General features: G+C 68.6%; 10 protein-coding genes. 2 read left to right on the plus strand and 8 right to left on the minus strand.

From position 1 onward, the window contains the following. Positions 1-14 precede the first annotated feature (14 nt). The gene (locus tag HNQ52_RS04075; protein WP_183959809.1) at positions 15-1019 is read left to right on the plus strand and encodes a TIGR00266 family protein; all 1005 of its coding nucleotides are present in this window, start codon (positions 15-17) and stop codon (positions 1017-1019) included. Between the two features lie 40 nt (positions 1020-1059). On the opposite strand, the gene HNQ52_RS04080 is transcribed toward HNQ52_RS04075, so the two are convergent. The 3 genes from HNQ52_RS04080 to HNQ52_RS04090 form a co-directional block, all read right to left on the minus strand. Further along, positions 1060-1953 carry a macrolide 2'-phosphotransferase gene (locus HNQ52_RS04080; RefSeq protein ID WP_183959810.1) on the minus strand — a complete coding sequence of 298 codons (894 nt, stop codon included), beginning with the start codon at positions 1951-1953 and terminating at the stop codon, positions 1060-1062. A 137-nt stretch (positions 1954-2090) separates the two neighbouring features. Next, positions 2091-3002 (minus strand): vitamin K epoxide reductase family protein, encoded by a 912-nt coding sequence (locus HNQ52_RS04085; protein WP_183959811.1) that lies wholly within the window; start codon positions 3000-3002, stop codon positions 2091-2093. A gap of 91 nt (positions 3003-3093) precedes the next feature. Further along, positions 3094-4785: a M28 family peptidase gene (locus tag HNQ52_RS04090; RefSeq protein WP_183959812.1), complete on the minus strand. Its 1692-nt coding sequence runs from the start codon at positions 4783-4785 to the stop codon at positions 3094-3096. A 431-nt stretch (positions 4786-5216) separates the two neighbouring features. On the opposite strand from HNQ52_RS04090, the gene HNQ52_RS04095 reads away from it, so the two are divergent. Beyond that, positions 5217-6968 carry a hypothetical protein gene (locus tag HNQ52_RS04095; RefSeq protein ID WP_183959813.1) on the plus strand — a complete coding sequence of 584 codons (1752 nt, stop codon included), beginning with the start codon at positions 5217-5219 and terminating at the stop codon, positions 6966-6968. Between the two features lie 107 nt (positions 6969-7075). On the opposite strand, the gene HNQ52_RS04100 is transcribed toward HNQ52_RS04095, so the two are convergent. From HNQ52_RS04100 to HNQ52_RS04120, 5 genes are all read right to left on the minus strand, one after another. Beyond that, complete coding sequence (locus tag HNQ52_RS04100; protein WP_183959814.1) at positions 7076-7603, minus strand: hypothetical protein; 528 nt, start codon at positions 7601-7603, stop codon at positions 7076-7078. A 131-nt stretch (positions 7604-7734) separates the two neighbouring features. Beyond that, positions 7735-9126 carry a hypothetical protein gene (locus HNQ52_RS04105; RefSeq protein ID WP_183959815.1) on the minus strand — a complete coding sequence of 464 codons (1392 nt, stop codon included), beginning with the start codon at positions 9124-9126 and terminating at the stop codon, positions 7735-7737. A 164-nt stretch (positions 9127-9290) separates the two neighbouring features. After that, a complete protein-coding gene (locus tag HNQ52_RS04110) occupies positions 9291-9953 on the minus strand; it encodes an HNH endonuclease (protein ID WP_183959816.1) in 663 nt (220 codons plus the stop codon). A gap of 84 nt (positions 9954-10037) precedes the next feature. Next, entirely contained in the window at positions 10038-10526 is a 489-nt protein-coding gene (locus tag HNQ52_RS04115) for a GNAT family N-acetyltransferase (protein WP_183959817.1), read from the minus strand. Positions 10527-10943: 417 nt separating this feature from the next. Beyond that, positions 10944-12740 carry an acyl-CoA dehydrogenase C-terminal domain-containing protein gene (locus HNQ52_RS04120; protein WP_183959818.1) on the minus strand — a complete coding sequence of 599 codons (1797 nt, stop codon included), beginning with the start codon at positions 12738-12740 and terminating at the stop codon, positions 10944-10946. Positions 12741-12757: the final 17 nt, after the last annotated feature.

Here is a 12757-nt window from a genome sequence, read left to right on the forward strand (position 1 = left end):
GTCCGGAGACCTCCATGCACCAGTGGTTCCTCAGCTACAACGGCCAGCAGGTCGGCCCGCTCGACCAGGCCGCCGCCCAGCAGCACGCGCGCCAGAATCCGAACGGCCATTGCTGGCGCCAGGGGTTCGCCGAGTGGATTCCGATTTCGGCGTGCACCGAACTGAGCGAGGGCGGCGCACTCGCCGTGCCGGCGCCGCCGTCGTCCGCGCGCCGCAGCGCGGACGAGATCGACTACCGGATCTACGGCGAGGACATGCAGTTCGTCGAGATCGAGCTCGATCCGGGCGAAAGCGCCATCGCCGAAGCCGGTTCGCTGATGTACAAGGAATCCACCGTGCAGATGGAAACGCTGTTCGGCGACGGCTCGCACACCGGCCAGGGCGGCGGCTTCCTCGACAAGCTCGTCGGCGCCGGCAAGCGCGTGATCACCGGCGAGAGCCTGTTCACCACGGTGTTCTCGAACGCCGCGACCAGCGGCAAGGCCAAGGTGGCGTTCGCCGCGCCCTACCCCGGCACCATCGTGCCGCTGCACCTGACCAACTACAACGGCCGCATCATCGCGCAGAAGGACAGCTTCCTGTGCGCCGCGCGCGGCGTGTCGATCGGCATCTTCTTCCAGAAGAAGATCATGACGGCACTGTTCGGCGGCGAAGGCTTCATCATGCAGAAGCTCGAAGGCGACGGGCAGATCTTCGTGCATGCCGGCGGCACCATCCTGGAACGCGAACTGAAGGCCGGCGAACGGATCGATGTGGACACCGGCTGCGTGGTGGCGCTGACCGACACCGTCGGTTTCGACGTGAAGCCCGTCGGCGGGATCAAGAGCATGCTGTTCGGCGGCGAGGGCGTGTTCCTCGCCACGCTCACCGGCCCGGGCCACGTGTGGCTGCAGTCGCTGCCGTTCTCGCGCATGGCCGGGCGCATGTTCGCCGCGGCCTACCAGAAGGGCGGCAGCAAGGGCGAAGGGTCGGTGCTCGGCGGCCTGGGCGGCATCCTCTCGGGCGACCGCGGCTTCTGAGTGCCTGCCGCGCGCGGTGGCCGGGCCACCGCGCGGGGCGCTAGCGCAGCCGCTCGCGCACCGCGGCAAGATGCGTGGCGTCGCCCGAGTCGAGCGCGAACAGTGCGTACTGCACCGGATACGCGGCGAGGCGTTCGGCCACGTGCCGCGCCATCTGCGGCCACACGCGCCCGCCCGCGGCGGCATAGTCGGCGATCAGCGCGTCCAGGCTCGCCGCGCCGAAGCCGAGCAGGTGCAGCATGAAATCGAACGCGGGGTCCGCAAGACGCGCCTCGCTCCAGTCGATGATGCCGCGCACGCACGCCGCCTCGTCGACGAAGACATGGCCCACATGCAGGTCGCCGTGCACCAGCACCGCCTGCGTGGGCCAGGCGTCGTCGTCGTCGAGCCAGGCCTGCCAGCGCCGCCACAACGCGTCGGCTACGCCGAGTTCCTGCTGCACGCGCAGCATGTCCTCGAACGTGGAACGGCGCAGGCGGTCTTCGGTCATCGGCTTGAATCCGATGCGCGTCACGGCCTCGGCGTCGACGCCGTGCAGCGCCGCCAGCGCCGCGGCGAAGGACTGCCGGTAGCGCGCGCTGTCGCGCTCGAAATGCCAGCGCGGCTTCAGCGTCTGCGGATCGAGCGTGACCGCCTGCTGCCCCGGCAGGCACGGATACGCGATGAGCTCGTCGCTGCGGATCTTCCAGTCCGGCACCGCGAACGGCACGCGGGTGGCGATCAGGCGCAGCAGGCGCTGCTCGCGCGCGGTGTGCTGCATCACGCCGGGACGGCGCGGCAGGCGCAACACCCAGTCCACACCGTCCTGGTCCTGCGCCAGCGCCACCCTGAAATCCAGGCCCGTCTCCACGATCGTCAGCCGATCGCCGGACAGGCGCAAGCCGTGCCGCAACGCGACACCGAGCACGTCCGCAGAGCGGTCCGGCTCTGCCATACCGTCAGCCATCACAACATGTCCCACCAGAATCCCCGGTGCCGACTGTGCAGGAGGATCAGGAGAAAATCCCTGACTCGGTTCGCGTTATCGCCATCTGGCCACAGCGTTTGTGTGACACACGTCACGAAGTCGCCTCAACGCGGCGCTTCGTCCCCGGACGCGGTCCATCGCGGTGCATTCCAGGCAAAGCGCGAATGCCGTGCCAGCTCCTCCGGCGACAATACGCTGGTAAAGCGCTGGCCGCGAATGTCCCAGGTCGGGAACGCAGTGACGGCGGCACTCGAACACTCGAAGGCCACGCCGCCGTTGCGCCCGTTCGGGCTGCATTCGACGTACGGCAGGCGATTGGCCGAGGCACCGAATTCGTCCTTCTGCGACTGGCAATTCGGACACCAGAACGCGCCGTAGAACTTCGCGCCCGACTGCTCCAGATGGATCGCGAGCGCCTGCAGGCGCGGGTTTTCCGGCGGTTCGAGCAGACCGCTCTGCCAGGCGTGCAGCACGCCGACGAACGGCAGCAGCACGATGGCGTGGTGGATCAGCCAGCGCTGCCACGGGGTGCCGGGCGCGGACGACGGCCGCCGCAGCACCACCACCACGAAGATCGCCACCAGCGTCGCGAACGACAGCAGGCACCACACGCACACCGCGTCGAGCGCGGCGAGGCCGGCCACGGTGAGATAGAGGCTGATGAGCACACCCACCAGCGACAGCGTCCACAGCCGCCGCCAGCGCCGCAGCCGGCCGTTGCGCTGCAGCGCCACCAGCCCGATCAGCAGATACAGGCCGAAGCCCCACAGCGCCATCGGCAGCCCGAGCAGGGTCGACCAGCGGCTGTGCTGGACCAGATCGCAGCCCGAGCCTTCGGTGCACAGCGCGGGGCTCGTGCCCCACCACGCGACGGCGGTGAGGTAGCCGGTCAGCAGCAGTCCGAATGCCGCCAGCGCCACGACGATCCATTCGGGTGCGACCGCGACGCGGCGCGCCTCGGGCGCATCGACGGTGGCGGATCGGACGGGCGCGCGCGCGCGGCGTTGCTTGGCCATGAAGCGTCTCGCAGGTGGAAGTGGCGCAAATGTAGCAGGCCGGCAGCCTCGCGCAGCAGGCGGCGTGCGGCTGCAAACGTTTCCAGCGCTGTCAGCGCCGCGCCTCGTCGCTGCGCGCGTGCACGGCGCCGAACGGCGAGCCGGCATCCCACGCCGGCCAGCGTGTGCTGTTGGCGAGGTCGGCGCCGAGGTCGTGCAGCAGGGTCACGTCCTGGGCCGCGCCGCGCAGGTCCCAGTCCGCATTCCAGCGGTCGCCGGGCTGGTGGTAGGCGCTGGCGAAGTAGGCGTCGCGTTTCGCGCGGCCGGCGGCCACGCCTCCATCGATGCGATCGAGCCCCGCGCCCACGGTGATGGCCGGCACGCCCACGCGCGCGAACGCGAAGTGGTCGGCACGGTAGAAGAAGCCGGCTTCCAGATTCGGATCGGGCGAGTAGCTGCGGCCGCGCGCGGTGGCGGCGTTGGCCAGATCGCGTTCGAGCGACACGCCGCCCTTGCCCCACGAGGCGATGTCGCGTGTCGGCCCGTCCGGGCTGAGCATCTCGATATTGAACACCGCGGCCGTCGTTTCGAGCGGTGCGAGCGGATGCGCGGCGTAGTGCATCGCACCGAGCAGACCCTTTTCCTCGGCCGTGAGCGCGACGAACAGCAGCGAACGCTGCGGCCTCGGGCCCGCCGCAAACACGCGCGCCAGTTCCAGCACGGCCGCCACGCCGGTCGCGTTGTCGATGGCGCCGTGGCGGATGCGATCGCCGTCGGTCTGCTGTTCCGGCGGCGCCACGCCGTAAGCATCCCAGTGCGCGGAGAAGACCACGCTTTCGTCCGGGCGCGTGCCGCCGGGAATCTTCGCGATCACGTTGCGCGAGACGATGGACTCGCGCTGCACCTCGAACGCGATCGACAGCGATGCGTCGTCCAGCACCACCGGCGTGAAGTCCGGCCGCTGCGCGCGCTGTTTCTGCGCCTCGAAATCGAGCCCTGCGGCCTCGAACAGCGACTGCGCGAGTGCGCGCTGCATCCAGCCGCGCATCGGCACATGGGCCGCGTCCGCGTCTGCGCGTTCGATGTCGAACAGCGGCGAGAGCCCGGAACTTTGCACCGTGGCCCAGCCGTACGCGGCGGGCGCGGTCTCGTGCACGATCAGCACGCCGGCCGCGCCGCGGCGCGCGGCCTCCTCGTACTTGTAGGTCCAGCGGCCGTAGTAGGTGATGGCGCGGCCATCGAAACGGCCGGGCTGCGGCGTTTCGAAATCCGGGTCGTTGACCAGGACCACGGCGATCCTGCCGCGCAGGTCGACGCCCTTATAATCGTCCCAGTCCAGCTCCGGCGCGGTGATGCCGTAGCCGACGAACACCAGCGGCGCGTCGTCGAGCGCGACGCGATCCACCGGCCGCAGCGTCTGCACGGTGAGGTCCTCGCCGTTGCGCAGCGTGCGCGTGTCGCCGCCCTGTCGCAGCGTTACCGTTGCCGGACCGCGCAGCTGGGAGCGTACCAGCGGCACGGCCTGGGTCCAGCCACCGTCCGTGCCGCCGGGTTCGAGGCCGGCCTTGCGGAACTGCTCGATCAGGTAGGCGACGGTTTTCTCTTCGCCCGGCGTCCCGGGCGCGCGGCCTTCGAATGCGTCGGACGCGAGGATGCGCACATGCTCGGACAATGCATCGGCGCTGATGGCGAGCGCCGGATTCGGCGAATCGCTTGCGGCGCTCGCGGCGGCCGTCAGTGCCGCCGTCGCCAGCACGGTGACTCCTGCGAAGCGCGCGACGAGGGATTTCGGATTGCGATGCATGGTGGCTCCTGACGCCGGCAATGCGACGAGTGTGCCGCAGATCGGACGGTCGAGGGTCGGCTGCTCGCGATTGCGATTTCCTCGAACGCGTGCTGCTGTCGGTGGAACACATCCTGCCGCAACAGGTCCCGATGCGCCCGGATCACAACATGAGTCCCGTTCCTCGTCGTCCCGGCGAAAGCCGGGATCCAGCGACGTTTTATGTTTTTCTTGAAGCCACGAGCAAACCGGGCAACGTCGCTGGGTCCCGGCTTTCGCCGGGACGACGGGACATGTGGGCTCATGATGTTGCCGGACAGCAGTGCGCCTTCGCCGGGACGAGACACGTTGCGCGATTTGCCGTGCACGCGCGGGATGCCGACGGCGTCGAAAGACACGTAGCCGCCGCGTTCGGCTAACGTGACGCATCGATCCGCGCGCGAACCCCACCGATGCCGAATGCCGTCCCGCCCCGTGTCGACGCACCGCAGCGTGCCACGGGGCCCCGTGTCGCCGCACCACGCCTGGATGCGGCCCTGTTCCTGCTCGGACCGCTCGCCGTCGGCGCGCTCGCGCTGTGGCTGGGACAGTCCACCTCGTGGGATTTGCGCAACTACCACTGGTACAACGCCTACGCGCTGCTGCACGGGCGCATGGGGTTCGACATGGCGGTCGCGCACCACGCCACGTTCTACAACCCGCTGATCGATCTGCCGCTGTGGTTCGTCGCATCGCATGTCCCCGGATGGGCGGCGGCGCTGGGTCTTGGCCTGGTGCAGGGACTGAACTTCAGCGTGCTCTATCTGATCGGACGCGACACGCTGACGCTGCCCGATCCCGCGCGCCGCACCGTGGCGGCGCTGCTTGCCCTGCTCGGCATCACCGGCGGCTACGCGCTCACGCTCACCGGCAGTCCGCACTACGACAACGTGACGAGCGTGGCGGTGCTGGGCGCGCTGTGGCTGCTGCTGCGCGAGCGCGAAAGCCTGGCCTGCGGCGGCGGCGCGCGCACACTGTGTCTCGCCGGCGCGCTCGTCGGCGCAGCGGTGGGGCTGAAACTGCCCACCGCGCCGTTCGGACTCGCGATCCTCGCCGCGGCCGTTACTGCCGCGTTCGGCTGGCGTGGGCGCCTGCGCGCGCTGCTGCTGTGCGGCGGCGCGGCGTTCGTCGCGTTCGCGCTGGCCACGGGCTGGTGGTTCTTCGTGCTGTGGCGCGAAACCGGGAACCCCGTGTTCCCGTACTTCAACGACATCATCGGCAGCACGCTGATCCTGGATGCGAGCTACCGCGACACGCGCTTCCTGCCCGCGACCCTGACCGACGCGCTGCTGTTCCCGTTCCGCGCCTCGCTCGACTGGCGCGTCTCCGCCGACGGCCCGCTGACCGACTGGCGTATCGCGTTCGCCTACGCGCTCGTGCCGCTCGGTGCGCTCGCGCTGTGGTGGCGCGGGCGCCGCGTCCGGCTCGCTTCGGATTCCGCGCTTGCCGGTACGCAGGCGTCGAATGCGAAGACCGTCGATGCGCCGGCCGCTGACCGGCCGGTCGCCAATTCACCCGTCTTCGACGCGACGTTCGACGTCGAAGCAGCCTTCGTTGCACCCGATGCAATGCGCATCGCGTTCTGGTTTGCCGCGGTCGGCTATGCGAGCTGGCTCGCGGTGTTCGCGATCTACCGCTACCTCGTGCCGCTGGAAATGCTGGCGCCGTGGCTCATCGTCGCGGCCATCGGCGCGATCCCGCTGCCGCGCGGCGTACGCGCCGCAGCGTGCGTGCTCGCGCTGCTTGGCGTTCTGGCGTTGACGCCGCTCCCGCACGACCCGCGCCCGGCGTTCGCGTCACGCATGGTGGACGTGCAAGTGCCGCCGATCGCACGACCGGACCACACGCTCGCACTGATGACAGGCGTCGAACCGATGGCATTCGTGATTCCTGCCTTCCCTCCGCAGATCGCCTTCCTGCGTATCGACGGCTACCTCGTCGGCCCCGGCGCCGACACGCCATACCTGCGCCGCATGCGCGAGCGCATCGCGGCCGCGCAACGCAGCGGCGACGACGTGTTCGTCCTGTTTACCCCCTCCGAGCGCGAGCGCAGCGAGACTTCGCTGCATCAGCTCCGCCTGCGACGCGGAGACGACTGCACGCCCGTGTCCAGTAACCTCCTCGCCGAGCCACTGCAGTGGTGTCGCGTGCTGTCAGCGCCATGATCGGCTCCGTGCGCTTGCCTCCGCTGGCTGTCGGAACCGGTTGTGGTCGAGTCCCCGTGGCTACGGCGCGATCGCTTCGACATGGTTCTCGAACAGCCGCCCGCCGCTCAGGCCCAGCACCGGGAACTCATCGCGCTGGATCTGCGTGGAATTCCGTCGATGAGGACGGTCCGGGTCAGCCGCACTATGCCGGCGAGCGCGATGCGATCGTCCTGCAGAACCATGCCGGTGGACTGGTATGCGAGATCGAACCGCGCAAGGACTGGGTCTGCGAACGAGGTGTCGATCGCAATGCCTGCGCAGAGGCGCGTGGGGTTACATCGTGCCGCGGGCCTCACCGGCAAGAACGGTGTGATCCGGGGTTGCGACATCTCCGGCACGAGCTGGATGGCGCTGCCACCGTCCACGGCAGCGCACGGATCGTAGAATTTCGTCACGCCGCGGTTGAATCCGGGTATCGGCATACCAGTTGCGGCGTCCAGCCGAACGCCCGCAAGTCCATCCCAGTCGAAGCTGCCGGCCCAAGACGCCGGCATCGACAGCGCCGAACATGGGATCGATCTGGCCCCCGCGCGGATCCGCCAGCGCAACCGCGGACAGGCCAGCAACATCGATGACCGCAGCAGACGGCGCACGGCAATCTCCGCAACGGCCGGGCGTTAACGGCCGGCATGGTGCCTAGACGTATGCAACCGACGCGGCTAGAACGCAGACGTTGGCGCAGTCGCCTGGTGGATGGTCGCCGATGATCGTCAGCGGCCGGAACCTACGGCGTGATCGCTTCGAAATGGTCCTTGAACAGCCGGCCATCGCTCAATCGCAGCAGGCCGAAATCGAGATGTTCGATCTGGCTGAGTACGTTGCCGATGAGCACGGTCGTCGTCCGCGGTGCCGTGCCTGCGACGACGATGCGACCTTCCTGCAGGACGGCACCGGCGATCCGGGAAACAGGTTCGAGGACCACCGTACCCTGATCGCCGAACTCCGTGTCGACGTCACCGATTGCCTTCAGACGGGCGACAATCGGCGCCGCGGTGGGGCCACCAGCGACCACAACGATCTGCGCGTCATCGGCGAGGATGTCCTTGACGCTTGGCGAACATCCGCCGATCGCGGCGCAGGGGTCATAGAGTTTGGGTACTCCGCCGTTGAACGAAGGTGACAGGGTGCCCGTCATCGCGTCGACCCGGAGCAAGGCCAGCCCCATCGCACCCGGGAGTTCCGCGAGCCCTGCGGCAAGGATGTCGCCGTCTGCAGTCATCGTGACGGCCTGCAGATACTCTTGCCCCAACTCGACCTGGTTGAATTTGAAACGCACCATGCCATCGCCGCTGAAGTTCGGGTCAGGCGCGCTGCTGTCCAAATCGAAGCGGGCAATGAATGCGTCGGTGTCGTTCGGTTCGATAACGATGTTGCCCACGATGATGAGGTCGCCGTCCGGGGTCAGAAGCGTGTCCCAGACAAATGCGTCGGCGGCAATCCCAAGCAACGAGACGAAACCATCTTGACCGAATGGCTGCAGTGCGCCATCGGACAGAGCAAGCCGCGACAGGACCGGCGTGGACATCCCGCCCGACCTGTCGTTCGCCACGACGAGCACCGAGCCGTCCGCGACGATGACATCCGGCGCCGGCCAGGAGACGCCCACATCGATGTTCCCGAGAATGACGCAACCGCTCGAGCCGAAACCGGCGATCAGATCGCCGTCGCCGGCGAACCGGCAGACGAAGGGGTTTCCTCCCTGCCCGATACCGCTGACGAGAAAACCACTCGTCAGCGGGAAGACGTTCATGTCCGGAAACGCCGGCTCCAGGACCATCGGCGTCGTGTGACATATCTTGCCTCGCGGGATGGCATTGGTGTCGAACCCGAAGCCGTTCTTGTCCAGCTGCCCGCTGGCTGTGAATCGCATGACACCGAGGCAGCGGTCGGCCGAATCTTCTACCATGCCGACGACGAGAAATCGGCCCAAGCCATCGACCGCCATCCCGCCGGCGCGGTCCTCGAGATCGCCGCCGATATCGAAGCCCTCCAGCTGCAGGCCTTCCACCCCTCCGTCGGAGCTCCAGAACGTCGGGTCGATCTGCCCGGCGGGCGGACCGGCGCATGCAAGTGCCGGACATGCGAAGAGCAGAGACGAGAGCAGGATTCGACGCACGGCACCCTCCGAGATGGCCGGGCACAGGCCGACCTAATGCGGAGACCTACGCGAACCACCCCAGTCACGGATCAGGCCTGCAATCCAGCCCGTGCGTCCTGTGCGGGCCAAAATGATGGATTCAGCCCTCGTGCCGGGGGCAGGCAAGGACTTTCCGGCGGGAATCAACCCTGCGCCCGCTCCAGCAGCGGCCGGCGCGGTTTGCGTGGCAGGTGGCTGCGGAGGAATTCCATCTGATCGGCGAGGATGTTGCGGTTGGACAGGATCAGGTGCTCGACCCAGCTCGGCCGGTACGGCACCGCGAGCAGCGGCATGCCGGCCTGCAGCGGGGTGCGGCCGCCCTTGCGCACGTTGCAGTGCAGGCAGGCGGCCACGACGTTCTCCCACACGTCGCGTCCGCCGCGCGACACCGGCTGCACGTGGTCGCGGGTGAGCTGGTAGCGGCCGAACTGTTCGCCGCAGTACAGGCATAGATGGCCGTCGCGCGCGAACAGCGCGGCGTTGGTGAGCGCCGGTGCCGGCTCCACCGCGCCCGGCCGGGCATGGCCGGTGGAGGCGACGATGGGATGCAGCTCCAGCGTGCTCTGCGCGCCGGTCAGGCGGTTCATGCCGCCGTGCAGGGTGATGCACGGGTCGCCGAGCGTCCATGCGACGGCGTCGCGCACGTACAGGCAGGCAGCGTCCTGCCACGACATCCAGTCGAGGATGCGGCCACGCGAATCGAGCGAGAGAACCCGGGGCAAGGCCGTGGTGCCGCCGATGGAAACGATGCCGGCGTCGCCGGTGGCGGGAGCGTGACTGCGACTCGACGGAGTGGACGCAAGCATGGGTACCCCGAGCATAAACCATTCGCGGCCGCGTGGGTGGCGTGCGGCGGGCGGCGGCCCTGCCGCAAGGGTCCCAGCGCGGTGTTACAGCGGCTTGACCATGCGCAGCACGTCGATGCCGTAGCCGGCCTTCTCGTAGAAACCGCGGGCGCGTTCGTTGCCCGGGAACACGTGCAGCTGCACCCGTTCGCAGCGATGCTCCTTGGCGAACCGTTCGGCGTACGCGAGCAGCGCCCGGCCGATGCCCTGGCCGTCGCGACCGCGCGCCACCGCGATGTCCGAGACGTGGCAGTTCTGGTGCCCGGTAAAGCTGTCGGTGACCGTCTGCAGGTGCAGGAAGGCGATGCGTTCGCCGCTGGTGTCGTCCTCGGCCACGAACATGAAGCTGCCGGGCGGCTGTTCTTCCAGGTGCCGCAGCAGTTCGCGGCGCAATCCTTCGGTCACCACGTTGCGGCGGCGCCATTTCGGCAGTTCGAAGTCCACGAAGCGTTCGATCAGTCCGAGGATGAAGGTGTCATCGTCGGCGTTGGCAGCGCGGACCAGAAGCTCGGTGTCGCCGGCTTGGATGTGCATCGCGGTGGGGTGAAACCCGGGGAGGCCTCGGGCGATTATGCCGGGGTGTGGGGCAAAGGCAACTGGCGGTTAGCGCGCGAGGGTTGGCTTTTTGTGGTGGTGTGGCCGGGACGCCACCCCCTTCCGGCTGCCGCCACCTTCCCCCGCTGCGCGGGAGAAGGATTCGGGATGGGATCTCGTCGCAGGATGATGTCTCCTGCGCGCCTCCACACCTCTCCATGCCTCGCCGCCTCGACCTCGACCTCGACGCCTGGGAGCATGGACACATGCACAGTCTTCACGCCCGCACACCCTGCAGCGTACGTCGTTCGATGCCGCCCAACGAAGAGATCCTTCTCCCGCGCAGCGGGGGAAGGTGGCGGCAGCCGGAAGGGGGCGACTTCGCAGCCGCGCATCCACGCCGCCGACACCCGCACCTCAGCCGCCGACGAACGCCTCCTCGTCGATCGCCAGCAGCGTGGCCGGACCGCTGCGGATCGCCGCCGCGTGCGACAGCGTTCGCGGCAGGATGCGCTGGAAATAGAACCGCGCCGTGTCGCGCTTGGCCTGACGGAACGCCGCCGACGCGTTGCTGCGGTCGGCCGCGGCCACGCTTTTCGCCCACCAGAAGGCCAGCGTCACGTAGCCGGAATAGAACAGATAGTCGACGGCCGCCGCGCCCACTTCCTCGGCATCGCCCATCGTGCGCCGGCCGATCTCCAGCGTCAGCTGCTGCCAGTCCTGCGCCGCCTTCGCGAGCGGCGCGACGAACTCGGCCAGTTCGGCGTTCATCGTCTCCTGCGTGCAGAACTCCACGATCATGCCGAGGAAGTGCTTCAGGCCCACGCCCTGGGTCTGGATCGTCTTGCGGCCGAGCAGATCCAGCGCCTGGATGCCGGTGGTGCCCTCGTAGATCGTGGTGATGCGCGCGTCGCGCGCGAGCTGCTCCATGCCCCATTCGGCGATGTAGCCGTGTCCGCCGAAACACTGCAGCGCGTGGTAGGTGGCCTCGATCGACCACTCGGTGAGGCAGGCCTTCACGATCGGCGTGAGGAACGACAGCAGCTCGTCGGCGTGCTTCTTCCGCTCGGCGTCCGTGCTGCGTTCGATCACGTCGACCAGCGAGGCGGCGTGCAGCGCGAGCGCGCGACCGCCTTCGGCAAAGGCCTTGCACGTGAGCAGCATGCGGCGGATGTCGGCGTGGACGATCAGCGGATCGGCCGGCTTGTCCGGCTGCTTCGCGCCGCCCAGCGAGCGACCCTGCAGGCGGTCGCGCGCATACGCCACGGCGTTCTGCAGCGCCCGGTCGATGAGCCCCAAGCCCTGGATGCCGACCGCGAGGCGCGCGGTGTTCATCATGGTGAACATCGCCGCGAGGCCGCGGTTCGGCTGTCCGATGAGATATCCGGCGGCGCCGTCGAAATGCATCACGCAGGTCGACGAACCGTGGATGCCCATCTTGTGTTCGATGCTGCCGCAGCGCACCGCATTGCGCTCGCCGACGGCGCCGTCGCGCGCCACCTTGAACTTCGGCACGATGAACAGCGAGATGCCCTTCGTGCCCGGCGGTGCGTCCGGCAGGCGCGCCAGCACCAGGTGCACGATGTTGTCGGTGAGATCGTGCTCGCCGGCGGTGATGAAGATCTTGGTGCCTTCGATCGCGTGCGTGCCGTCGTCGCGCGGCACCGCCCGTGTCTTGAGCAGCCCGAGGTCTGAACCGCAGTGCGGTTCGGTCAGGCACATGGTGCCGGTCCAGCGGCCTTCGACGATGGGGCGCAGGAACACCTCGCGCTGCCACTCCTCGCCGTGGTGCTTGAGCGCCTCGGTGGCCCCGTGCGACAACAGCGGGTAGTTGCCCCAGCCCAGGTTCGCCGCGTCGATCATTTCCTTGAGCGCGGCGCCGAGGGTCTCGGGCAGGTGCTGGCCGCCGTACGCTTCGGGCGCGGTGAGTCCGGCCCAGCCGCCGTCGACGTAGTGTGCAAACGCCGCCTTGAAGCCTGCGGGCGTGCGCACCTCGCCGCTGTCCTTGTCGAAGGTGCAGCCCTCGCGGTCGCCGCTCTGGTTCAGGGGCGCGAGCACCTGCTCGGTGAATTTCGCGCCTTCCTCGAGCACCGCGTCGATCAGTTCGCGATTGGCGACATCGCCGCCGGGCAGCGATGCGAACAGCGCCTCGGCGCCGAGCACGTCGTGAAGTGCGAAACGGATGTCGCGCAGCGGAGCGGTGTAGTTGTTCATCGGTGACGCGTTCCTCG

The sequence above is a fragment of the Chiayiivirga flava genome, assembly GCF_014202825.1.
GTDB classification, from domain to species: Bacteria; Pseudomonadota; Gammaproteobacteria; order Xanthomonadales; family Xanthomonadaceae; genus Chiayiivirga; species Chiayiivirga flava.

Bases quoted from the DNA above. Each gene is read 5' to 3' on its own strand.
- HNQ52_RS04075 (WP_183959809.1), top strand. From the start codon at position 15: ATGCACCAGTGGTTCCTCAGCTACAACGGCCAGCAGGTCGGCCCGCTC.
- HNQ52_RS04080 (WP_183959810.1), bottom strand. From the start codon at position 1,953: ATGGCAGAGCCGGACCGCTCTGCGGACGTGCTCGGTGTCGCGTTGCGG.
- HNQ52_RS04085 (WP_183959811.1), bottom strand. From the start codon at position 3,002: ATGGCCAAGCAACGCCGCGCGCGCGCGCCCGTCCGATCCGCCACCGTC.
- HNQ52_RS04090 (WP_183959812.1), bottom strand. From the start codon at position 4,785: ATGCATCGCAATCCGAAATCCCTCGTCGCGCGCTTCGCAGGAGTCACC.
- HNQ52_RS04095 (WP_183959813.1), top strand. From the start codon at position 5,217: ATGCCGAATGCCGTCCCGCCCCGTGTCGACGCACCGCAGCGTGCCACG.
- HNQ52_RS04110 (WP_183959816.1), bottom strand. From the start codon at position 9,953: ATGCTTGCGTCCACTCCGTCGAGTCGCAGTCACGCTCCCGCCACCGGC.
- HNQ52_RS04115 (WP_183959817.1), bottom strand. From the start codon at position 10,526: ATGCACATCCAAGCCGGCGACACCGAGCTTCTGGTCCGCGCTGCCAAC.
- HNQ52_RS04120 (WP_183959818.1), bottom strand. From the start codon at position 12,740: ATGAACAACTACACCGCTCCGCTGCGCGACATCCGTTTCGCACTTCAC.